We start from the raw sequence: 24,155 nt of genomic DNA on the forward strand, positions 1-24,155 counted from the left end.
TAACTTCTTTCAATAATATGTCATTTAAGCGCAAAGCTAAAAGAGCAAAGACCAAAGCGGATTATAGACAGCTTTAGTCCTTAGGCTTTCACCTTTCGACTTAAATAAAAATATTCAGGTGCCTATATCGGTGGTGTCCACCTCTTCCCATTCCGAACAGAGAAGTTAAGCCCACCAGAGCCGATGGTACTGCGGTAACACGTGGGAGAGTAGGTCGGTGCCAGATCTTAAAGAGAAGCCCTTCAGCAGCAATGTTGGAGGGCTTTCTTCGTTTATAGCGCTTTTTCCCTCTGGCAGAGAAAGCTTTGAGCCCGCACATAATGCTGATCTCTGCAGATTGGTTCCATCCTCCCTTTTCCATCTTCCATCTTACCTCGCTTTACGATAGCCCTGATGGGAGCGGCATCCCTTTTGGGCAAAGAAAAAATTGTTCAACAGATAAAATTTCCCAAAAGGATACAGCGTACAGCAGGACAGGACCCCGCCCAAACGCACAGAAACCTGCGCTCCGGGAAAAGCAGGTGCTCTTTCAGCCATAAAGCGTAATAAAACTCAAAGTACTGCCCCGCAGAGGCCGTTCCGTTATCCTTTCCACCGTCCATCTTACCTCGCTTCACGATAGCCCTGATGGGAGCGGCATCCCTTTTGGGCAAAGATGAAATTGTTCAACAGAAAAGGTTTCCCAGATGGATACAGCGTACAGCAGGACCGGAGCCGACCCAAACGCACAGAAACCTGCGCTACAAAATAAAGAAATTATATTTTTAACACCCTTTGAAGGTCTAAGATTATAAGGGAACATAAGTTTTGATGTTTTTACTGCCACTGAGTTCCAATTGATGATCACTCACCTCTTGTTAAAAAATGTAAAATCTTAGATCCCCAAGATAATAAAACCGTATTATTGTATCATTACGTACATGTTATGATGATGAATGTAGATGTTAAAAAGTTAATCTTTCTTGCCTTTATTTGGTGTATCAATTTTAGTGTTTTTGCTCAAAGTAAAAATGTACAGCTCCCTGCAAATTGGTTTAACCTCGATTTACTGGAGAATGGCTATTTTGGTATCAGCACTGAAAAAGCATATCGCGAACTTTTAAAGGATAAAAAACCAAAGCAAAATATTATTGTGGCGGTAATTGATGGTGGTGTAGATATCAATCACCCCGATCTGCGAAATGTTTTATGGACAAATAAAAAAGAGATTCCCGGAAATGGAATAGACGATGATGGTAATGGTTATGTTGATGATATTCATGGCTGGAATTTTATCGGTTCAAAAAAAGGAAATCTCGAATTTGATAATTTGGAATTGGTGCGTTTGTTAAGAATTTACACGCCAAAATATCAATCAACAACCAATTTAACACCGTTAGACAGTGCACAGAAGGAAGAATTTAAACTGTATAAAAAAATGGTTGGCGATTTTGGTAAAAAATACGAAGATGCCAGCAATACTTTTTCTGTATTGATTGCCATTAACAAAGTTTTGGATACGGTAACTAAAATCAGTAAGAGAGAAATTCCAACGATGGATGATGTGGATCGCTATAAACCTGATGATGAAACTGAAGAGCAGGTTAAATCCATCATCAGAAAAGGTGCAAGGGAAGATGGAAGTTTCGAGAAGTTTTATAAAAGTATTAAAGAGGGGTACAAGCAATACGATGCGATGCTTAAGTACAATTTAAATCCTAAGTATGATATGCGCGCCGAATTGGTTGGTGATGACTACAGCAATGCCTATCAAAAGGATTATGGAAATAATGATGTAAAAGGTCCGGATGCTTTTCATGGTACGCACGTTTCAGGAATCATTGGTGCCGATCGCACTAATTCAATCGGTATTATGGGAGTAGCCAATCAGGTAAGCATTATGGCGATCAGGGTGGTACCTACAGGTGATGAACGTGATAAAGATGTGGCCAATGGTATCAGATATGCCGTAGACAATGGCGCGAAAGTAATTAATATGAGTTTTGGTAAAAGTTATAAGTGGGATAAAAAGGCGGTAGATTCTGCAGTAAAATATGCTGAACTTAAAGGGGTATTGTTAGTGCATGCCGCCGGAAATGATAACCAGAATAACGATATTGAAGAGAATTTTCCTAATAAGTTTTTTGACAGTAAAGAGGCCGAGGTTTATAATGAGGCCAATAAAAAACCAAGCAAGCCAGATTTTACACCACCTAAACCTATGACACCAAATAACGGAATGGGTATGAGGCCAGCTTATGAACGATCTACATTCGTAAAATCTATACCAGTCGACTCTGCAAAGTTTAATCTCCCTCATGCCAGTAATTGGATTGAAGTTGGTGCCAGTGCTTATAAAGATGATGATAATCTGAAAGCCAGTTTCTCCAATTATGGTAAATATTCTGTAGATGTTTTTGCCCCCGGATTTTTAATCAACTCAACGGTTCCTGGTAATAAATATGAAGAGGCAGATGGAACGAGTATGGCTTCGCCTGTGGTGTCAGGCTTAGCAGCATTGATCTTAAGTTATTATCCGGATTTAAAACCAGCACAGGTACGGGAAATTATCATGAAATCGGTTTCAAAAGTAGCGCATAAGGTGAAGTACAAAAATGAAAAAGGTGAGAATACCCGGGTGCCTTTTAACGAAATATGTGTGAGTGGTGGGATTGTTAACGCTTTTAATGCACTTAAATTAGCAGAGACATATAAATAAAGGGAAGTTGTTAGTTTTTGAAGCGCAGGGCATTACAGCTATTTAAGTTTGTTCCCGTGCTCTGCTGTATCCCTTCGCTACGCTTTCGGGTATGCCGTTTCGCCCGCCCGCCCAATGTCGTTAAGTTAAGGAAAAACATTGCAAAGAAAGGATTTAACCAGTATCTTTATGTCAGCCCTTATAAAGGAAGGCGAACTTTTTCCAGTTTATAGAAGGGCTTTTTTTACACACTATTAATCACATTGAAAATGAAGATTTTAGAGTCTCCTCTAAAACTGTTTCTAGTGATTTTACAAGGAAGCGTAAGTTTTCCTTTAAGGACCTTGTTGTCAATATCCTGGGCTTTAGCCGTGCCTCCGTCCGAACCGAACTTGACAGGTTCTTCAAATCCCTTTCCGGTACAGGTTCAGAAATCACCACCTTTTCTAAAAGTGCGTTTACTCAGGCTCGGCAAAAATTAAGGCCAGAGAGTTTCATCTGTTTAAACCAATCTCTTTTAGATTATTTTAAAAACAATAGCCCTTCTCAAAGAAACTGGAAGGGCAAGAGGGTTGTCGCTATTGATGGAAGTTTTCTTGTACTGCCAAACGAAAAATGCTTAATAGAGAAATTTGGTAACTTTTCGAATCAAAACAAAACTATTTCTGCAGGTGCCAGGATATCAATTGCTTATGATGTCTGCAATAATATTATCCTGGACGCGCTGATTGTCCATACACAGCACGATGATGAGAAAGAGATGGCCAAAAATCACTTGAAGAATTTAAATAGTGAAACTGATATTCTTGTTTTTGACCGGGGATATCCCAGTCTTTGGCTAATTTCTTACCTAAAGAAAGAGGGGTTTGATTTTTGTTTCAGGTTGAGTACAGCATGGAAAACTGCCCATGAAACTCTAAATTCAAGCATAGAAAAAGATATTGACTTTGAGCTAAAAAAGCGTCCCTCGCAAGAATACGGGAAATTGAGGAGCTACAACCTCCAGACCAAAGTTGAGGGGCTAAGGCTGCTATCGGTAGATTTACCTGATGGTGAACAGGAAGTTCTACTTACCAGTTTGTGTAACAGAGATGTATACCCAGTCCAAGCAATCAAAGAACTATACCACATGAGATGGGGAGTGGAAGAATGTTACAAGCGCATTAAACAGGTAGCACAAATGGAATATTTTTCAGGGAGAACGGTACATGCTATTCAACAGGATTTTTATGCAAGGATAATTTTATTAAATATTTCAGCAATGATAGGAGTGCAGATCGAAAAAGCCGGACAAAAAGATAAAGGACACAAGCATGCCGTACAAATCAATAAAACTCAGGTAGTAACCAAAGTTAAAGACTTTTTGATTGACATATTTTACAGAAACGACATAGTCTGTTCGGTCCAGAAAATCCTAAAGTTATTAAAGAATTGCACGGATATAGTTAGATCCAATAGAAGCTTCAAAAGAATTAAGGTCTATAAAGAAAAGAGAAAACCTTTGATGTACAGAGGGATATAGCTTAACTTAACGACATTGCCCGCCCGCCGGCAACGGGCAGGGGGCTAAATACTCGGTAACTGCCCTGAATGCCAAACAAAAACAAATTATTTAAAAATTAGATGTACAGGATTTTAATGAATTCCTGAAAGGTACCAAATGGGTATTTTTTTGCTTTCATCCATGAGATAAGTGTCTCCATGCGCGCGATCATTTTTGTACCGGTATTTTTCCTCACATAAGCAGGGAAACCAAAACGTTCAAAATCGTTTAAATCGGTAAATTCCCATGGATGAAAATAGATGTTCAAGTATTTATCTTTTTTATAGGTCCAGCTGGCTAGAGTTTTGTAAATGCCTAAGGGCAGATTATGGAAAGAGAGCCAAAATAGCGGGAAACGGATCAATGGGCTAACGGAGGCGGGAATCTGCAGGACGTTGTCTTTCATAAAATGCGTTCGCGAAATATTGAAATTATTATACCGTCCGGGCAAATAAGTTGGATTAATGGAGGTATTGTAAATATATCCGGCCTTCTCGATCTCCTTTTCATCAACAGGCATCATCCTTGCCATGCGGTAACCGGTAATTTCTTTGCCCGAGAGTTCTTCTAGCCTCAGTTTTGATTGAAGCAGGTGTTCTGGCTTAAAATCAGAATGATAATAACCATGAGAGGCGAGTTCGTGCCCGGTTTCAGTAATCCGTTTAATCAGATCAGGAATATGCTCGGCAAAGGTAACCGTACAGAAAAAAGTAGCCTTTACGTTGTATTTATCCAGTATATCTAAAATGGCAATGGTACCTGCTTTCGAAATGGCAATCTGATCTTCAAAAGAGATATCTTTTCCATACTCAAAAGGCATATCAAATTCTTCGATATCAAAACTTAACAATACCATCTTTATTTTTGTTGAATATTGGTTGAACGGATAATGTAATTCGGGCGGTTTTTGGATTGCATAAACATTTTACCCACATAAATACCTATAATGCCTAAAATAATGAGCTGTAAACCTCCAAAAAAGACAATTGTCATAATTACTGATGCCCATCCGGATACTTCCACATGATTAACGAATGCGTAGATAATGTAAGGCACATACAGTACGGAGGCAAAAGAGAGGATAAAACCCAGATAAACTGCTGTGTAGAGTGGCTTGATGCTAAAAGAGGTAACACCATGAAGGGCTAGCCTAAGCATTTTTTTGAGGGTGTATTTACTTTTACCCGAAAATCGTGCTGCCGGATTATATTTAATAGCATATTGCTTAAAGCCCAGCCACTTTACCAGACCGCGAAGAAATGGTTCATTTTCGTGAAAATTACGGAAAACACTAACCACCCGCTGATCCAAGAGACGGAAGTCTGCCGCCCCAGGCTCTAAATCAATATCTGAAAGCCAGTTTAATACTTTGTAAAATAAGCTTGATGAGCCTCTCTTACCTTTAGATAAATTTTTATCATCTTCACGGATGGTGTAAACTACTTCATAACCGGTTTCCCATTTTGCAATCATCTCCGGAATCAATTCCGGAGGATGTTGCATATCGCAATCCATAGAAATTACACAATCGCCAAAAGCATGGTCCATGCCCGCCTTAACAGCCAATTGATGACCAAAATTCTTAGAAAATTCAAGGAAAAAAATATTATTTGCCGTTGAAGCATAATCCTTTATTTTTTCAAGCGTATGATCGGCACTTCCATCATCAACCAGTATAATTTCGTAATCATAATTGATGGTTGAAAAAACTTTTTTAATACTTTCGGCAATTACAAAAATATTATCGGCTTCGTTGTAGGCAGGGATTACTATAGAAACTAATTTATTCATTATCGGTAATCAGATAAGACTCAAAATCTTCTTTCATCATTTGATAGATTATAGTTAGCCAAATGATAACGCAAGGTAGGGCTTTAAGCGAATATAGACGAATAAATTCTTTAACCGACCTCGGGAAAATATCGGTTGGCGATAAGCTGGTTAATATAAACGCAAAAATAAACAAGGCAATGATCCACCCGTTTTTAGGGTTTTGCTGTACCATAAACCAAATGGCCACTCCTGCAAAAGCGATAATATAAGTGGGCGATTCTGAGCCACTACTAAATATCACCGTGAAAATCAATGTTGAAGCCAGTAACATTAATCTAAAAGCTAAATTTTTGTACTGATTGATACGGATATAAGGCAAACCAAACAATATTAATCCACCTAGCAAAAATGGGGTATTCGGAAGGTTGATATTAGCGGTTATCCGTCTCACGATACCCATTAAAGAAATATCCTGAAAAGATGTTAATGAGGCATTTAAGTTATTTTTATGCGCTAAAGAATGGTACCAATCGCTATAAGATTGCAGAACAAATGCCGGTGAGGAAATGGCCATCGGCAAGGCAATCAACACCGCAAATGCAATAAAACAGCCTAAAATAAATTTTAACTTATTTTTGGTGAAAAAGAAAAAAGCCAGTCCAACAATTCCATAAAGTTTTACCAGGGTGCCACAGGCAATAAAAAAAGCAGATCGTATTTCTTTCTTTTTAATAAGATAGGAGAAACTGAGCAATATTAGTCCTGTTAGGGCAATGTTAAACTGGAAACTGAAGAGTGCGGTCAGGGTTTCATGTGCACAGATCCATGCGATTATTGTTCGCTTGTTAAGCGATATGGGCAGGCTGTAAATTCCCCAAAGTAATATCGCTAGGTTGGCTATGTTCCAAAGTATACAGCCCAATCCATCAGGTAATAAGGCAAAAGGCGCTATGAAAATTGAAAATATGGGCCCATAATGGTTACTATCCTGATACTCGGGGTAATTATGGTATAAGTTCTGCAAATCAATAGTATGCCAGTATACGTATTTAAAAATCAGGTAATTGTTGTACGAATGATGGTGATATTGTTTGAAACCAGCTACTAAAGCCAGTAGGAGATAAACAGCAAATACACATTGCTTATTTAGAAGTAATGAAGAGAGTTTGCTGAGATTATTTTCTGTAAAAATTTTCATTATACTTTGATGCCGCAATATAACTATTTCGTTACATCAATACGAAATAGATCTTTGGACTAGTCAGTCAATATTAAGTAATTATGAATTTATTTAAGGTATATCGATTTAGTAAATCATTTTACTAGTTTTAGTAAACTGAACCAAATAAATCATCAATCTTAAAAAAACTATGAGAAAACTACAACTGCCACTTTTTGTGGCCCTGGTGCTAACCTTCAGCGCCTGTAAAAAAGAAGAACAAGAGGCTGAAAAATTTTCCGGACCAAAACTTAAAGAAAATGTAAATCCGAGTGCGGCTTTATCAGGTTTTTCGCTTAATAACTGGATGAGCATACTTGCCGATCAAAATAGCATAGCGCTCATTTCTATCCCAGGTACGCACGATTCTGGCGCTACCATCGAACCCGTTTCAGGCACGGCTAAATGTCAGAATCTGAGCATAGCCGATCAGTTAAATGCAGGCGTACGTTACCTCGATATCCGTTGCAGGCATATCGACAACGCTTTTGCCATTCATCACGGCGCCATTTATCAAAATCTTAATTTTAATGACGTGCTGAATGCATGTATCAACTTCCTGAACAGTCACCCTACCGAAGCCATTATTATGAGCGTAAAAGAAGAACATACCCCATCAAACAATAGCCGTTCTTTTGAGCAAACATTCGACAGTTATGTGCAGCAAAACCCAGGTAAATGGGATTTAGGAAACAACATTCCAACTTTGGGCAGTATCCGTGGAAAAATCAGGTTGTTGAGGAGGTTTTCCGGGTCATCGCCAAAAGGAATTGATGCAACTGCGTGGGCGGATAATACCACTTTCGATATCAATAATGCTGCTGCAAATTTAAAGGTTCAGGATTTTTACAATGTTAATGACGTAAATACCAAGTGGGCGAGAATCGAAACCTTATTAAATGAAGCCAAAAATGATACTTCGAATAAACTTTACCTGAACTACGCAAGTGGTTATAAAGCTGGTGTATTCAGTATCCCAAGCATTACTACGGTGTCGAATTCGGTAAACCCAAAAATCACAACCTTTTTTAACAGTAATACCCATGGTAAATTTGGTATTATCCCACTTGATTTTGTTGATTCGGGCAGAAGCCAATTAATTGTCAATACAAATTTCTAATCTTAACGCAGAGACTTATTGGTTCAGTATGAGTTAAAAAGGATGCACAGTCTGATCAGACTATGCATCCTTAATTTCAATAGTATTTTACATTGTAACTACTTCGCTTTAAACCTTAAAACGGTAAATGAATAAGCTGGTAGCTCGAATTGCCTGGCTGCCTCGGCATTGATATTTGTGATAACAGGAACAGCTTTTTTATCGCTTGGGTTGCCAGAAAGTATGGTTTTAATGGCATTTTTTCCGAGCTGTTGCTGATTGAAATCAAGCGAGGTATTTACCGTTACTGGAAGTAGATTGATCAGTTTAACGATTACATCTCCGGTTTTTGTATCCTTAACCATCGAACAGGCCATCCGTTTCTTTACGTTTTCCTGGTCTGAAGAAAGCGCTACCATTGAAGGGATATACTCATCTCCGGCATGTTGTCCGTATAATTGCTGTACAAAATAGCCTATGGTAGGTTTTACTTCCGTATTGTTAAAATAAATGAGGTCTGGATTCCATTGCGTATGCCCCTCTTTAGCAAGAAGCGGGGCGTATGATGCCATACTGACCACATCGCCATTGCGTTCAAGTGAAAGAAGATACAATGCTTCGGAAAGCGAGGTTTCCAGGTTGGTGCGGTTACCGCCTGGTAAGCTTGCCGCATATTCGCCGAGATAAACTTTAGATTTAGCGCGATCATAACTGTCGTAAAAATTTTGATTATTGATAAACCAACCTGGCGATTGGTAATAATGTTCGTCAATTATCGGAACGTTAAGGTTTGATGCAATTTGCCAACCGGCCTCATAATCAGTTCCTTCGAAAAAAGGACCTGCTGTGCCGATAACCGTAATTTCGGGATGTGATTTTTTCAGGGCATTATAGATCAGGGTAAAACGTTGTTTAAATACTTCGGTAATCTGGTCTTCATTACCAATGCCTATATACTTCAGGTTAAATGGTTTTGGATGGCCTGCTTCAGCGCGTTTCTTTCCCCATTCGGTTTTTACATCTCCATTGGCATATTCAATCAAATCTTCTATATCCTGTATGTATTGCCCCATTTCGCTCATTGGTATGCCGCCCTGTTGGCCACCGCCGCCAGTGCCCGAATTCTGGCAAGGTACACCAGCAGCTACCACCGGAACGGGTGCCGCACCAATATCTTCGCAGAACTGAAAATACTCATAATAACCAAGTCCCATGGTTTGATGATAGCCCCAAAGGTTTCGGTCCGGTTTGCGGGCAGCTAAGGGCCCGATTGAGTTTTTCCATTTGTAAATGTTGGCAATGCCATCTCCATGTGCAAGGCAACCTCCCGGAAAACGTACAAAACGAGGGTGTATATCGCCAATGGTTTGCGCCAGATCTGCCCTTAAGCCATTTTTCCTGCCTTTAAATGTGTTTTTGGGGAATAACGAAACCATATCAATTGCAATGCGCCCTGGATTAGCCATTACGATTTCGAGTTTTGCATGGGTTGCATCTGCAGCAGGTACTAAACTCAAGGCTGTTGTTTTCCAGCTGCTTGAAGTAACGTTTACGCTCGATTGAGCTAAAATCGCTTGTTTATCATCTACCAGCCTGACTTCAAGGTTCATTTTTTTTACATTCAGTAACTTCGCCGATAACGAAAAATCATAGGTTTTGCCTTTTTTTAGTGCTATTCCATCAAAACCGCCATTAAGGATGGATGCCCCGGCAACAGGAATATCCAAAACGGCGTAGTGTGCATTATTGGGATGAATGGGCGAAATAGAATCTATTTTCATAGTCGCGCGCTCGCCTTTTAGTATCCAGGCATAACTGCTATTCCAGTTGTGGTCGTGATATTCTTTATCACGTGGGTGGTATTCAAAATCCCGGTTCTGAATCAGCTCCGCATACAATCCGCCATCAGCTGCATAATTTAAATCTTCGAAAAATACGCCTGTTAGCATATTGCTGATCGCTTTTGCTTGATCAGGTTGGAAAGTTATTTTTGCCTCCACATTTTTAAGCCCTGCAAAACGCTGCGCATCATCTTTAGTCGTTTCTCCGCTCTGTTTATTTTTATAGTCTTTTAGTTCATAAGCTTTTTTCAAACCCAAAATAACTTTCCATGGCAAACGGTGTACCTGGCCATTACCAGTATGGGGCATATTAACTGATGTATTCCCATTGAGGTAGGTTGAAGCAGGAACTTCTTTAACGGGACCGTAATTGATTAAATCATTGCTTTTGGTCTGGAAATATTTTCCATTGGCATCCGAATAAGTTACGGTATACTCATCCGATTTGCTGTCGTACTCCATAATCGGGCGCAGTACATTTTTACCTTTGTTTACATAAGGATAGTTTTGCGGATTCCAACTTACAAGATCTTTCGAACTTGAGGTGGCAAACTGTAGTGTACGGTCATTTAAACTCCATATACAAACCCATAGTCCGTTTTTACCCCGGGTAAGAAAAGGCGTTATCATTTTTTTTTCGCTTCCCCATCGGCCATAATCGCTTTGTAAAAAAGTATGATTATTCCCTATTGGCGTCCAGTTCTGTTTATCCAAACTCCAGGCAAAACAAAGGCCGTTTACATTGTAGGCAAATAAATAGGCCGAATCGGGTTCGTTGGCTGTTTTTTTATTCATGGCCAATACATTTGTTGCCATGAAGATCAATGCGGCAAAAAGCCAGAATTTTCTTTCCATTTCTGTTAAAATTAGTCTTAAAATTCAATAAAGCATCAACAACAAAACTATTCAGGCTTTATAAGGAATGATGATTTTGGTTAGAATTTTTTTTCTAATTTAAATAATAATCGTCATTATAACGATTATTATCTGTTGCTTAATCATAAATAATCTGGTAAGCGCTTGTAACAGCTACCAATATGAAAAAAACCTTTCCAAAATGGAAGGGTTTTTTGATGTCTGCTTATGGGTAAAATAAATGATTATCTTTTAAGGTTCTGTTTATCAGTTATTTATTTTATTGATGTCTTTTGTGGTATAAGAGTTGGCTCTGGCTTGTAAAATCATTACAATCATGACAATATTACTCTTTTTAATCCTGGCACTGCTCTGCTGGGCTACTTACAAATCAATAAACTGGTTCGAGAAAATCTAACACTATGATCGCATTATTTATAATCGCCGTCGCCGTATTCATCTATATGATCTACGTGCTGATCAAACCCGAAAAATTTTAATCCTTAGCACTTTCAATAGCGCATTAACAAATTAAAAAATGAATACTGAATTAACAGGCATTATTGCCACATTTCTGCTCACTTTGGTTATCGCCATACCTTTAGGTAAATACCTGGCCAGGGTTTTTGCAGGAGAAAAAGTCTGGACAGATTTTTTAAAACCATTGGAAACTGGCATTTATAAGCTTTCCGGCATTAATATCAAAGAACAGATGAACTGGAAACAGCAGTTAAAAGCACTGCTTACCATTAATATTATATGGTTATTTTATGGGTTTTTTGTGCTTATTTTTCAGGATAAGCTTCCGTTCAATCCGGATGGAAATCCTGGGATGACACCTGACCTTGCTTTTAACACTATTATCAGTTTTGTTGCCAACTGTAATCTCCAGCACTATTCGGGCGAGAGTGGCGTAAGTTACCTTACCCAACAGTACGTGTTGATGTTTCTTCAGTTTGTAAGTGCGGCAACAGGTATTGCTGCTGCAGTTGTTCTTTTTAAAGCATTTAGAGATAAAACGACAACCGAGCTTGGCAATTTCTGGGAATTTTTTGTGAAATCCATTACCCGTTTATTATTGCCATTATCTTTTGTAATGGCCTTGATCTTAACTTTTAATGGTACACCTGCCAGTTATGAGGGTAAAGATAAATTTATTTCTGTCCAAGGTGATACCGTTAATGTTTCGAGAGGGCCAGCTGCTCAAATGATTGCGATTAAACATTTAGGTACAAATGGAGGGGGATACTTTGGCGCCAATTCGGCACATCCTTTTGAAAACCCCAGCTATTTCACTAATATGGTGGAAATCATTGCGCAAACCATTATTCCTTTAGCCATGATTATGGCCTTCGGTTATTTTATCAGAAGGAAAAAACTCGCCTGGACCATTTTCGGGGTAATGACCATTGGTTTGTTCATGCTGCTTCTACCCACCTTAAGTTCAGAAATTGGCGGAAACCCGGCGCTGGCCAAAATGGGTATTGCCCAAACTACAGGCGCCATGGAAGGTAAAGAAGTACGTTTCGGTCCGGCAGCTACTGCTTATTGGAGTACATTGACCACCGTAATTTCTACCGGATCGGTAAATGGTATGCATGATAGTACTATGCCTTTAACCGGGTTATGTGAATTACTGGCCATGATGATCAACTCATTTTACGGAGGCTGTGGTGTAGGTTTATTGAACTATTTTATCTACCTGATCATTGCTGTATTTATTTCAGGACTGATGGTGGGCAGAACGCCGGAGTTTCTTGGCCATAAGGTAGAAGCCAGAGAAATCAAGATTGCGGCCATTATTACCTTATTGAGTCCGTTTTTGATCCTAGCCGGAACAGCGGTGGCGAGTTATATCTTCACCAATCATGGTAATGCTGCATGGGCGGTTCAGCCTAAAAACTGGCTCAATAATCCTGGTTTCCACGGATTCTCTGAAATGCTGTACGAAATGACTTCTTCAAATGCCAACAACGGTTCGGGATTTGAAGGATTGGGCGATAACAATATCTTCTGGAACCTATCTACCGGTATCGTGATTTTCTTAGGCCGTTTCTTACCGATTATCGGTCCGGTTGCCATTGCTGGTTTATTGGGAGCTAAGAAATTCATCCCTGAGTCGGCCGGCACACTTAAAACAGATACCAAAACCTTTGCGCTGATGACTTTTGCGGTAATTATCGTTTTAAATGCACTTTCTTATTTCCCTGCCCTGGCTTTAGGCCCGTTGGCAGAATACTTTACTCACTAGGATGGAAAGGTAAGATGGATGATGGAAATTGGAATTTAATCCTTCATCATCCATCCGACATCTTCCATTTACACATAAATAACTAATATGAAACCCAATAATAAATTGTTCGAACCTGCCCTGGTGCAGGCCGCGCTAAAACAATCCTTCATTAAGCTTGATCCAAGGGCAATGGTACGCAACCCGGTGATGTTTACCGTAGAAATCGGAACGCTGATAATGGCTTATGTTACGATATACTCTTTCAGCCATACCGGACAAGGATCGCCCTTGTACAACTTCTTCATCTTTTTGGTGTTATTGCTCACAGTTCTGTTTGCAAACTTTGCCGAAGCCATTGCAGAGGCAAGAGGTAAGGCACAGGCCGACAGCCTTCGTAAAACGAGAGAAGAAACGCCTGCAAAAGTACTCCTGAATGGTACCATAGAAATCCGTTCATCCAACCAGTTAAAAAAAGGAGATGTGTTTATTTGCGAAGCAGGTGATACAATTCCAACGGATGGAGAGATTATTGAAGGTATTGCTACAATTGACGAATCGGCCATTACCGGTGAGTCTGCTCCGGTAATCCGCGAGTCAGGAGGAGATAAATCTTCGGTAACCGGCGGAACAAAAGTTTTATCTGATGAAATTAAAGTTCGGGTAAGTACAGCTCCGGGAGAAAGTTTTTTAGATAAGATGATCGCTTTGGTTGAAGGTGCATCACGTCAGAAAACACCAAATGAGATTGCTTTAACGATTCTCCTGGCCAGTTTCACCCTGGTATTCATCATTGTATGTGTAACCTTGAAACCTTTTGCCGATTATGCCAATACACCGATCACCGTTGCGGCGCTGATTTCGCTTTTTGTATGTCTGATCCCGACCACTATCGGCGGGCTTTTATCTGCCATTGGTATCGCGGGGATGGACAGGGCTTTAAGGGCAAACGTCATTACCAAATCGGGTAAAGCGGTAGAAACAGCAGGTGATATCGATGTACTGCTGTTAGATAAAACAGGAACCATTACCATTGGTAACCGTAAAGCCACTAATTTTTATCCTACAGCAGGCATAAACATTAAATCTTTTACTGATGCCTGTGTACTAAGTTCTCTGGCGGATGAAACTCCGGAAGGAAAATCAATTATCGAACTGGCCGCCGAACAGGGGGGTGAAATCCAGGGAACGCCAGAAGGATCTACATTTATCAAATTTACCGCCGAAACCCGTTCGAGTGGATTGGATACTGCTGATGGAAAAAGGATCAGAAAAGGCGCTTTCGATTCGATCAGAAGTATGGTACAGAAAGCAGGAAATCATTTTCCTTCTGATATTGAAGACCATGTAAAAACCATTGCTACCAACGGCGGAACACCTTTGGTGGTGGCTGAAAATGAAAAAGCACTTGGCGTAATAGAATTACAGGATATCATTAAGCCCGGCATCAGCGAACGTTTTGAGCGTTTAAGGAAAATGGGTGTGAAAACGGTAATGGTGACGGGAGATAACCCATTAACTGCTAAATACATCGCAGAGAAAGCGGGTGTTGATGATTTTATCGCAGAAGCCAAGCCAGAGGATAAAATGAATTACATTAAAGATGAACAAAGTCTTGGCAAACTGGTAGCCATGATGGGGGATGGAACGAATGATGCCCCTGCGCTGGCTCAGGCAGATGTGGGTGTAGCCATGAACAGTGGAACACAGGCCGCAAAAGAAGCAGGAAACATGGTCGATCTGGATAACGACCCAACCAAACTGATCGAGATTGTAGAGATCGGAAAACAATTGTTGATTACCCGTGGTACATTAACCACTTTTTCGATCGCGAATGATGTGGCCAAATATTTTGCAATCGTTCCAGCCCTGTTTATCGCATCTATTCCTGCCTTGCAAAGCCTGAACATTATGGGGCTGCATTCACCAGAATCGGCCATTATGTCGGCAGTAATTTTTAACGCCATCATTATTCCGATCCTGATTCCGCTGGCCTTAAAAGGTGTGGCTTATAAACCGATTGGCGCAACCGCTTTATTACGCAGAAACCTGTTTATATATGGTATCGGTGGTGTGCTAGTTCCGTTTATAGGGATTAAAGTAGTTGATTTATTAGTCGGATTATTTGTGTAAAAATTTGCCTCAACCCCGCGTAGCAGTGAATCGTAATGCAAGCGATTAAAGATCCCGAATTAAAATTTAAAAAAACAAAAATGAAAAAGTACATTATTCAATCTATCCGCTTAACATTGGTCCTGTTGGTATTGTTATGCGTAGTATATCCCATTAGTGTAGCCTTTATCGGCAAAATGTCTAAAGGAAACGGTGGTGGAGAAAAAATCACCAAAAACGGTAAAACAGTAGGATACGCCTTATTGGGTCAGTCGTTTACCAAACCTCAATATTTCTGGGGAAGGCCATCTGCTGTGGCTTATAATGCAGCAGGTTCTGGAGGTTCTAATAAGGGGCCATCCAATCCGGATTATCTGAAAGAAGTGCAGTCACGGATTGATACTTTATTGAAGTATAATCCGGGGATTAACAAATCAGATATCCCTGCCGATATGGTTACTGCATCGGGAAGCGGACTTGACCCAAATATTTCTGAGCAAGGTGCTGCTATCCAGATTGAAAGGGTTGCCGCAGCCCGTAAAATCGATGTGAAAAAGGTAAAAGAACTGGTGGCCATGAATACGCTTAAACCATTTATGGGGGTATTCGGCCCTTCATCGGTAAATGTGCTGAAATTAAACCTTGCCCTTGATGCGCTTTAATTAATGGTTCTAAAAAGTTTCGTCATCTCAACCATAGTGGAGAGATCTAACAATCACCCGTTTAAAGATCTCTCCATTCCGTTGCACTCCAGTCGAGAGGACGATTGCCTATTTAAGTAAACAATTTCCCAAAACAATAACAATGGTAATGCTTTCTGTTCTGGTGCCAACTCACCTGGGCATTAGGCTTTGCCCAATATCAACAATCAGATAAAATGAAAAAAATACTATTACTTGCCGCTACACTTACTACAGTATTTATTGCAAAAGCACAGGAAGAACCTAAAATTAAATTAACGGGTTACCTTGAAGCCTATTATGGATATGATTTTAATAAACCTGCAGACCATAACCGTCCCGGGTTTATTTATTCGCATAACCGCACCAACGAAGTAAACTTAAACCTTGGTTTTATCAGGGCTGCCTATGATAGCGGAATGATCAGGGCTAATTTGGCGGTAATGGCAGGGACCTATGCCAATGCCAACCTGGCTGCTGAGCCTGGCGTTTTAAAAAATATCCTGGAGGCCAATGCAGGGGTAAAATTATCCAAAACAGAAAACCTTTGGATTGATGCCGGAATCTTTTCTTCGCATATCGGTTTCGAGAGTGCAGTTTCGAAAGATTGCTGGGTGCTTACCAGGAATATTTCTTCAGAAAATACACCATACTATGAATCAGGTGCAAAAATTACTTATGGTACCAAAGATGGTAAATTTACGGCCAGCGCATTGTACTTAAACGGATGGCAGCGCATTACCCGCCAGAATGGAAATAATAAACCTGCCGGTGGACTTCAGCTTAGCTGGAAACCGACAGATAAAATTACGGTAAACTACAGTAATTATCTTGGTACAGAAGGTGCAGATTCGGTTAGGGTTAATCGTTTTTACCACAATGTTTATGGTATTTTTCAGCTAACCGATAAATTTGGTGTAACCCTGGGATTTGATTACGGCACGCAACAAAAACAAAAAGACAGCCGTGATAAAAACGAAGTCATTTCTCCGGTAGCTATTGCCCAATACAAATTTGCACCGAAATGGGCTATTGCCGGAAGGTTCGAATATTATGAAGATAAAAACGGAATTTTTATTGTCACAGGTACACCACAAGGTTTTAAAACCAAAGGTTATTCTTTAAATCTCGATTATTCGCCAATAGCTAATGCTGTTGTAAGGTTGGAAGGAAAAGTCTACGATAGCGAAGACAAAATATTTGGAAGAGATGGCGCCGCCGTTAATGGCAATGCAAGTTTAACGGCAAGCATTGCGGTATCGTTTTAATCTCCCCAGTTTTCGTCATTTCGAGCGGAGCGAAGCGCAGTCGAGAAATCTTTTAACTTAATCCGAAGATCTCTCCATTCCGTTGCACTCCAGTCTAGATCACGACCACTCTTTTAAAAGTATTCTAAAATAATACAATGCATCCCTATATAGAAATTTTATTCAGCCTGTTTTTAGCATTGATGGGGATGTTAATGATGAGAAAATTAAGTTCGTTAAAAAGGAAACGATCTGGAGTTACTAAAAAAAGCTATGCTACAGAAACATACCTTAAACTGCTTCATCATCAGATTTCTTTTAAATTTATGATGGTATTATTAATGTTAGTTATGATTATTGCCATTACGGCATTAATAGAAAAAGGGATCATGAATGTTACCTGGTAAATACGATGGAAGAAGAACAAAAAGAAGAATCGGTCAGGCATTTTTTAGATCTGGTTAAAAAATCCAGGCGTGGAAAGCTCAAAATCTACATTGGCATGAGTGCGGGTGTGGGCAAAACTTACCGTATGCTTCAGGAATCGCATGCTTTGCTGCGGAATGGGATAGATGTTTGCATCGGCTATGTGGAAACCCATAAAAGGGTAGAAACAGAAGCGCTTGTTGCCGGTATTCCAATTGTTCCACGACGGAAAATCTTTTACCGGGGTAAGGAAATAGAGGAAATGGATCTCAAGGGTATTATAAACCGCCATCCCGAAATTGTGGTTGTAGACGAACTTGCGCACACCAACGCCGAAGGCAGTAAAAATACCAAGCGCTGGCAGGATGTTTTTGATCTGCTCGAATCCGGGATCAGCGTAATTTCTGCAGTAAATATCCAACATCTGGAAAGCATTAAAGAAGAAATTGAGCAGATTACAGGTATTGCTATTACTGAACGGATCCCGGATAAGATATTGGAGATCGCTGATGAAATTGTAAATATCGACCTTACGGCCGACGAATTGGTTGCCCGCCTTAAAGAAGGCAAGATTTATGATCAATCAAAAATCGAAAGGGCATTGGGTAATTTTTTCCAATCAGATAAAATTCTTCAGCTGCGAGAGTTAGCCTTAAAAGAAGTAGTGCATCAGGTAGAACGAAAAATACAGACTGAAATTCCCAGATCGGTTAAACTCAGGCCCGAACGTTTTTTGGCCTGTATTTCTTCAAATGCCGAAACTGCAGGAGTAGTGATCCGGAAAACAGCAAGGCTGGCTTCTTACTACCGATCGCCATGGATGGTGCTTTATGTGCAGAGCGATAGTGAAAGTATGGAACGCATTAAATTGGATAAGCAACGCCACCTGATCAACCATTTTAAACTGGCTACCGAACTGGGTGCCGAAGTGATTAAAATAAAAAGCAATGCCATTACCAAAACCATCATCGATACTGCTGCCGAAAAGGAAATTACGACCATCTGTATCGGCAAGCCTCATCTTAACATTTTTCAGGTGATTTTACGTACTGCGGTGTTTAATGGGCTGTTAAAAAATCTGGCCATGAAGGATATTGATCTGGTGATTTTATCATAAAAAAAAAATTATCAAAACTATATCTTTTGTGTGGGGTTAAAATAATAGAACCTATGAAAAGCGATATGGAAAAAAATGATACGAAAACACGTTTGATTAATGAGATTACGACTACCGGTTTACAAAGTGCGGCAAAGAAATTAGGTGCTCCGGCAAGTAAAAGGCAGATCAGGAAAGGTGTTTCCAAAAATATCAGTTTAATAGATGAGCTGTTGCGCATTGCTTTAATCAAAAATAAAGACGCATCTAAAAAAGTGCAGCGCAATATTGAGTTTGTAGGCCTTGGTGTAATAGCTGCCCATACTTTTTACAAGGGTTTTACAAAGAAAAAACCATTATGGATTTGCGAGGGTATTTTCCTAACAGCGGCACTTGGCGGAGTATTGCTGGCTACGCAACTTAAAGCAGCAAAAATGACGATTAATCAGTAGTATCGCTTAATTCATTAGCCCAAAGATGCATTAATCTACGATTTAGTTGTTGTTTTGATTAAAAGAATAGAAATCGCTATTGTCTTTAATCCAACCTCTACATTATATAATTCTTTTATAATTTAGCTAAATTTATAAAAGGTTAAGTTGCCATTGCCACAAGGCTGTCACCACGTTTATTAAATTTGCATTGCAGTTTAATTAATTTGTTTCGTGCCAGGGAACGAACAATTAAATTAACTGTGAAATTAAAACTGCATTTTTAATGAATGGATATTACTAAAAGGTTTGACCGGATACTACAGCTATTTTTTCTGTTGCAATCCAAATCTGTAGTTACTGCTGATGAATTACAAAAGCGTTTCGAAATTAGTTTAAGGACAATTTACCGGGATTTAAAAGCCCTGGAAATGGCCGGCATTCCAATCGTAAATGAATCCGGAAGTGGTTATTCGATTATGGAAGGTTTTAGGTTACAGCCATCCAGGTTCAGTCAGGAAGAAATTCTCAGTTTAATGGTTGCTGAAAAAGTGATGCAGAAACATGAAACCGAATTTGTTAAAAAACATTTCGATGCGGCACTGATTAAAATAAAAAGCTCATTTCAGGTACATCAAAAAAGAGATTTCCTGCATTTGGAAGATACCATACATCTTAAAAATGATTTAAAATCCAATGATTACCTGCCCAACATTATCGATGTATTGCTCAATAGCACTTTAAAGAAAAAGATAACCCACATCGGTTACCTTAAAAGTGGCGATATTAACACAGTCGGCAGGTCTGTAGAACCCATAGGTATATTTTACGAACATGGGTTCTGGTATCTTTTAGCCTATTGCCATTTAAGGAAAGATTACCGCAATTTTAGGTTGGACAGAATTAAAAAAGTTTCCGTATTAGAAGATACCTTTACCATTTCGCATCCACCCATTCATGAGTTCCGTAATAAAGGCTTATCTGAAACCATAACGAAAATCGAAATCAGGGTAGACCGGAAATACGCCAATTTTTTATACTGGGACCGCCAGATTTTCGGCTTTACAGGAGAGGAAATTTCAGAAGATTTTGTTTTAATGTATTTCGACTGTTCGCTTCCTGTTGTTTCTTTTGTACGCTGGTTTATTAAATTTGTTGATATAGCTGAAATTATAAAACCAGCCCATTTAAATAACGAGCTGGTAGAGATTATGGAATCCGGTTTAAAAAGGATAAAAAACAAAAAGGCTATCTCATAAATTATAATTCGCTTAGAATTTGTCACGTTGAGCCTGTCGAAACACTTTATTAAACATCTTAAAGAAGTCCTTCGACAAGCTCAGGATGACAATTTTATATTATGATACCATTTTTTATTTAATACCTATCCCAAAAAAATGGAGGTTCGATACCCAATGCCCTCAAATACACAAAACCCTGGCCACGATGGTGTATTTCGTTATCGATGAAATATAAGAGGTGACTGATGATGGTAAACTCATACATTCCAAATAACTTAATGGTTTCATGAAGCTGGCCCTCATTGATTTGATTAAAGTATTCTCCGATTTTTGTAGTATCCTCATCCCATTTTGTGAGTAGCTCTTCCTTGGTATATAAGGGAAGATCATGACTAAAAGGTGTGATTTCTTTCGTTATCATTTCCTTTAAACCCGGAACATCAATCGATAATAACTCTTTAATTAATGCTGAAAAAGGTCTCATTCCACCAATGGAAAATTCGAATAATTCTTTTTCCGGAAATTTTTCAATAGTTTTTCGGGTTAGTTTTCTGTGGCCTAACCAATGCTGAAGTAGTTCGCTTTTAGTGATCATAGCTGCTGACATTTTGTTATATTATTTAATAGAACAAAACTAGAACCAGCTTATGACAACAGCCTGTCACTCAAAAAGGATTAAATGTTCATTTTTAATTTCTTTTTTGTTGCCCTGGAGCAAATGGTCTGGCCGATTTGGAAGCCGTACCTTTTTTAGCCTGCCCTGGAGGAACTTTTCCGCTGTTGCCGGCTGTTCTTGTGCTATAACAGGCACTGGAAAGCAGCATTACCGATAAGGTTACTATAAGATATATCTTTTTCATCATCATACTGAAGCGATAATTGTGCCAAATGGAGGTTTAGCAGTGTCAAGCTTATTGTCACTATACAGAGAGGTATCTAACATCAAACTCTCATTATGGGCTAAAAGCTTTCAGGATATGATCAAGATATGCGGTTTAATTTCTCCATCTATTTATTTCAGCCCTCTTTCTTTTAACAAGTCTTCTAATTCGCTGTTATCATATTTAGAATTATTAACCAATTTATAGATTAAAAACAAAGGGATGAGCGTTAAGAAGCCTAAAGTATTTTTAGCCACGCTAAAAAATATAATGCCAGCCAGAAAGCCAATTAATACGGCGTTGGTTATCGCTGTTGATTTCTTTTTTTTTGCTGCCTGCAACAATTCCCCGTCGGTTAATTCAGATAGTTTTTTTTGCTTCATTTTTGGTTTTTTAGTTCAGTATTTCATTAGTCCTTGTCAATTCAAATATAAATAACGGGTGGCATTTATACGGCAGGAATTGTGTGTAATTATGTTGTCCGGTTTTGAAATCCCTGATCAATAGCTTACCTGACGGCTTAATGACATGCTTTAAAGCATTTTCAATATTTGGTTACGCTTAGTATCGGCCAAGCTCCTGCATCTGGCTTAAACCGGCTTCTGATAAATTCTTTAAAACTTAAACCAATTTTCAGGCAAGCTTTTTCTGCAACCATTTGCGCACCGGTTCATCATACCATTTCAATACGGCATAAGCCAAAACGATACTGCCTGTTAAAATGATTAAAGCATATGGCCAGGCCTGTACAAGGGTAGTGCCTTTGTGGTTACTGATCCAGGCCACATAAAAATAAACAAAAGGATAATGCACCAGATAAAGCGGGTAGGATATATCACCCAGAAATTTGCATATCCTGCGTTCCGATTTTGTTTGCAACACGCCACTTGCACCAAGGTACACAATAAGAGGAAAAACGATAATAATGCATACCGATTCATATAAGCCATTCATCCAAAGATGTTCCGTTCCACCAATGCGGGGCATATAAAGTGCCAGGGAGATTAAAAGGCTGCACCATAAAAAAGCATTTTTAATTTTGATGGGCTTCGTCATACGTGAGAGTAATAAACCAGCAAAGAAAGGGTATAAGGTCCGGGTAAAACCAATACGTACCTGTTCTAGGTTCAGTGTCCAGCCACCACTTACATCTCCGTAAGTAATCGCGAGATGGGCCAACGAAATGGCTGCGATAACAACTAAGATACTTAATGTTGTTTTAGAAAATTTTCTGATCCAAACCGCATAGAGAATATTGGCGATGTATTCAAAAAATAACGACCAGCCCACACTGTTCAGGGGATGCATTTCTTGCCAGCCCCGTATGTCAAGTGATAATGGAATAGGCAGAATGGTATAACCGATCAGCAGTACCAGTAACATCTTCCAAAGCGGTACGGTGTGAATGAGTGGCCATATGGTAGAATCTGTAAAGTAAAATCCGATAGCGCCCAGGGTCATTCCCAAAATCACCATGGGATGAAGACGAATGATCCGGCGTTTGAAAAAACCGTTTATACTCATGTTGTTCCATCGGTCATCATAAGCATAGCCTATTACAAACCCCGATAATAAAAAGAAAAAATCAACTGCGAGATAGCCATGGTTAACCAGAATATCAAAATGACCGGTTCCAAGCGGTTCGGTTAAATGAAAGGTAACGACAATTATAGCAGCAACACCACGAAGGCCATCTAATATTGGATAATGCGGTTTAGTGGACAACTCTGTATTAAGGTTGGTATTCATTTAAGGGCTTGAAAAAAATTGCAAGCCATAAAAATAACCAACATTCCTTAGCGCATCGCTTTGCATCTATAATGATACGTAACGTATTGAATCCACTTGAAGAGATCAACATTTTTTCATAATCAAGAAAGGATAGCGATTAGTAAAAAACAAGCTTTGTAAATTAAAAACTTAAATCATTACATTCACCCTTGGTGAAAAACTTTGTATTCCTTTTCTCTCTTTATCTGATCCTTCTGGTCTTAATGCCTGTTAAGTTTAAATAATGGATTTTGTTTATAGCTGATCCGAGTAAGCCTCTTTTAAAAGACAACTTTTATGTCTTTACAAACATTTACTCTGTTTATGTCTACGATTTCTTTAATATTATATTTTTGAAATAGCTCTATTAACTTATTTGTTCCATTCTCTAAAGTGTACTCAAGTTCTTCTTTATAAATTGGTATTGCTGAATAAAAATACACTTTTTTTTCATTTGTTTCGATGTAAGTAAAATCGCTGGGAAGTGTAATCGATTCAAGTAAAATTATACTATGGAAATTATGATTAACTTTTTTCGTACTATCTAGAGGTATGGTATGGCCATAACCAAACCAGGTGTTGTTTAAATGTGGATACTTAGAAAGTTGCTTTAATGCTCTAAATGGCCAATAATTGTTTTCGTGAGCAAGGTCATCATAGATAAGATTCCAATCGGGTGGTAATAACATTGTTATTTCTGCAAATTTTAAATTGTCAAGATCGTGAGGTACACTCATCGGTAGTGCGCTCATTCCACAGGTGAGTATTAGATTATACCGTCTGTTCTCTGCCGGTTTCACAATAAAAACGTCTGAATGAATAATTTCGGATTCCTTTTCATGTAGTACCAAAATTTCCTCAGAGTTAAAGAATTGATCAAGGTGTTTGTCGATTATTTCAACTGAATCTGGTATGTTGTCTTGGTCTTTCATAATAGGCTATCAAATTTAAATATATATAGCATCTAAATTGTCAATATTAATCGATCAGGGTGAATTTTATTTGATTAATAATAGGAACGCAAGGATAAAACT

General features: G+C 39.0%; 21 protein-coding genes and 1 rRNA gene. 13 read left to right on the forward strand and 9 right to left on the reverse strand.

The window, feature by feature from the left end; genetic code table 11:
• The first annotated feature begins 114 nt into the window (after positions 1 to 114).
• The 3 genes from rrf (at position 115) to ACK1I8_RS00095 (ending at position 4,199) form a co-directional block, all read left to right on the forward strand.
• Positions 115 to 226 (forward strand): 5S ribosomal RNA (gene rrf / locus ACK1I8_RS00085).
• 705 nt (positions 227 to 931) lie between these two features.
• Complete coding sequence (locus tag ACK1I8_RS00090) at positions 932 to 2,698, forward strand: S8 family peptidase (protein WP_412469336.1); 1,767 nt, start codon at positions 932 to 934, stop codon at positions 2,696 to 2,698.
• A 241-nt stretch (positions 2,699 to 2,939) separates the two neighbouring features.
• Positions 2,940 to 4,199, forward strand: a complete 1,260-nt coding sequence (locus ACK1I8_RS00095) for an IS4 family transposase (protein ID WP_412469337.1) — start codon at positions 2,940 to 2,942, stop codon at positions 4,197 to 4,199.
• Positions 4,200 to 4,296: 97 nt separating this feature from the next.
• Here ACK1I8_RS00095 and ACK1I8_RS00100 read toward each other — a convergent pair whose 3' ends face one another.
• The 3 genes from ACK1I8_RS00100 to ACK1I8_RS00110 are packed head-to-tail and all read right to left on the reverse strand — an operon-like array spanning position 4,297 to position 7,191.
• The gene (locus ACK1I8_RS00100; RefSeq protein ID WP_412467404.1) at positions 4,297 to 5,076 is read right to left on the reverse strand and encodes a polysaccharide deacetylase family protein; all 780 of its coding nucleotides are present in this window, start codon (positions 5,074 to 5,076) and stop codon (positions 4,297 to 4,299) included.
• 2 nt (positions 5,077 to 5,078) lie between these two features.
• A complete protein-coding gene (locus tag ACK1I8_RS00105; protein WP_412467405.1) occupies positions 5,079 to 6,011 on the reverse strand; it encodes a glycosyltransferase family 2 protein in 933 nt (310 codons plus the stop codon).
• Positions 6,004 to 7,191, reverse strand: a complete 1,188-nt coding sequence (locus ACK1I8_RS00110) for a glycosyltransferase family 87 protein (RefSeq protein WP_412467406.1) — start codon at positions 7,189 to 7,191, stop codon at positions 6,004 to 6,006. Before ACK1I8_RS00110 ends, ACK1I8_RS00105 begins: the two co-directional genes overlap by 8 nt.
• 172 nt (positions 7,192 to 7,363) lie before the next feature.
• Here ACK1I8_RS00110 and ACK1I8_RS00115 point away from each other — a divergent pair, with 172 nt between their 5' ends.
• Positions 7,364 to 8,332 carry a phosphatidylinositol-specific phospholipase C gene (locus ACK1I8_RS00115; RefSeq protein WP_412467407.1) on the forward strand — a complete coding sequence of 323 codons (969 nt, stop codon included), beginning with the start codon at positions 7,364 to 7,366 and terminating at the stop codon, positions 8,330 to 8,332.
• Between the two features lie 98 nt (positions 8,333 to 8,430).
• Here the strand turns inward: ACK1I8_RS00115 and ACK1I8_RS00120 are convergent, their stop codons facing one another.
• Complete coding sequence (locus tag ACK1I8_RS00120; RefSeq protein ID WP_412467408.1) at positions 8,431 to 11,007, reverse strand: alpha-L-arabinofuranosidase C-terminal domain-containing protein; 2,577 nt, start codon at positions 11,005 to 11,007, stop codon at positions 8,431 to 8,433.
• A 422-nt stretch (positions 11,008 to 11,429) separates the two neighbouring features.
• On the opposite strand from ACK1I8_RS00120, the gene kdpF reads away from it, so the two are divergent.
• The 9 genes from kdpF to ACK1I8_RS00165 all read left to right on the forward strand — a co-directional run bounded on the left by kdpF (position 11,430) and on the right by ACK1I8_RS00165 (position 20,488).
• Complete coding sequence (gene kdpF / locus ACK1I8_RS00125; protein ID WP_133575248.1) at positions 11,430 to 11,507, forward strand: K(+)-transporting ATPase subunit F; 78 nt, start codon at positions 11,430 to 11,432, stop codon at positions 11,505 to 11,507.
• Positions 11,508 to 11,545: 38 nt separating this feature from the next.
• Positions 11,546 to 13,258: a potassium-transporting ATPase subunit KdpA gene (gene kdpA / locus ACK1I8_RS00130; protein WP_412467409.1), complete on the forward strand. Its 1,713-nt coding sequence runs from the start codon at positions 11,546 to 11,548 to the stop codon at positions 13,256 to 13,258.
• Positions 13,259 to 13,345: 87 nt separating this feature from the next.
• Positions 13,346 to 15,370 carry a potassium-transporting ATPase subunit KdpB gene (kdpB, locus tag ACK1I8_RS00135; RefSeq protein WP_412467410.1) on the forward strand — a complete coding sequence of 675 codons (2,025 nt, stop codon included), beginning with the start codon at positions 13,346 to 13,348 and terminating at the stop codon, positions 15,368 to 15,370.
• Between the two features lie 80 nt (positions 15,371 to 15,450).
• Positions 15,451 to 16,011, forward strand: a complete 561-nt coding sequence (locus ACK1I8_RS00140) for a K(+)-transporting ATPase subunit C (RefSeq protein ID WP_412467411.1) — start codon at positions 15,451 to 15,453, stop codon at positions 16,009 to 16,011.
• A gap of 215 nt (positions 16,012 to 16,226) precedes the next feature.
• Positions 16,227 to 17,297: a porin gene (locus ACK1I8_RS00145; protein ID WP_412467412.1), complete on the forward strand. Its 1,071-nt coding sequence runs from the start codon at positions 16,227 to 16,229 to the stop codon at positions 17,295 to 17,297.
• A 137-nt stretch (positions 17,298 to 17,434) separates the two neighbouring features.
• A complete protein-coding gene (locus tag ACK1I8_RS00150; RefSeq protein ID WP_412467413.1) occupies positions 17,435 to 17,683 on the forward strand; it encodes a hypothetical protein in 249 nt (82 codons plus the stop codon).
• Positions 17,684 to 17,688: 5 nt separating this feature from the next.
• Positions 17,689 to 18,819, forward strand: a complete 1,131-nt coding sequence (locus ACK1I8_RS00155; protein WP_412467414.1) for a sensor protein KdpD — start codon at positions 17,689 to 17,691, stop codon at positions 18,817 to 18,819.
• Between the two features lie 53 nt (positions 18,820 to 18,872).
• The gene (locus tag ACK1I8_RS00160; protein ID WP_412467415.1) at positions 18,873 to 19,250 is read left to right on the forward strand and encodes a hypothetical protein; all 378 of its coding nucleotides are present in this window, start codon (positions 18,873 to 18,875) and stop codon (positions 19,248 to 19,250) included.
• Between the two features lie 269 nt (positions 19,251 to 19,519).
• Complete coding sequence (locus ACK1I8_RS00165) at positions 19,520 to 20,488, forward strand: helix-turn-helix transcriptional regulator (RefSeq protein ID WP_412467416.1); 969 nt, start codon at positions 19,520 to 19,522, stop codon at positions 20,486 to 20,488.
• Positions 20,489 to 20,606: 118 nt separating this feature from the next.
• Here the strand turns inward: ACK1I8_RS00165 and ACK1I8_RS00170 are convergent, their stop codons facing one another.
• From ACK1I8_RS00170 to ACK1I8_RS00190, 5 genes are all read right to left on the reverse strand, one after another.
• Complete coding sequence (locus ACK1I8_RS00170) at positions 20,607 to 21,065, reverse strand: DinB family protein (RefSeq protein WP_412467417.1); 459 nt, start codon at positions 21,063 to 21,065, stop codon at positions 20,607 to 20,609.
• A gap of 94 nt (positions 21,066 to 21,159) precedes the next feature.
• Positions 21,160 to 21,336 carry a quinol oxidase subunit 4 gene (locus ACK1I8_RS00175; RefSeq protein WP_412467418.1) on the reverse strand — a complete coding sequence of 59 codons (177 nt, stop codon included), beginning with the start codon at positions 21,334 to 21,336 and terminating at the stop codon, positions 21,160 to 21,162.
• 146 nt (positions 21,337 to 21,482) lie between these two features.
• Positions 21,483 to 21,734, reverse strand: coding sequence for a hypothetical protein (locus ACK1I8_RS00180; RefSeq protein WP_412467419.1), 252 nt, complete (start codon positions 21,732 to 21,734; stop codon positions 21,483 to 21,485).
• Positions 21,735 to 21,984: 250 nt separating this feature from the next.
• Positions 21,985 to 23,100, reverse strand: coding sequence for an acyltransferase family protein (locus ACK1I8_RS00185; RefSeq protein ID WP_412467420.1), 1,116 nt, complete (start codon positions 23,098 to 23,100; stop codon positions 21,985 to 21,987).
• A 302-nt stretch (positions 23,101 to 23,402) separates the two neighbouring features.
• Entirely contained in the window at positions 23,403 to 24,053 is a 651-nt protein-coding gene (locus tag ACK1I8_RS00190; protein WP_412467421.1) for a suppressor of fused domain protein, read from the reverse strand.
• Positions 24,054 to 24,155: the final 102 nt, after the last annotated feature.

The organism is Pedobacter sp. KLB.chiD (assembly GCF_047040275.1).
Classification (GTDB): domain Bacteria; phylum Bacteroidota; class Bacteroidia; order Sphingobacteriales; family Sphingobacteriaceae; genus Pedobacter.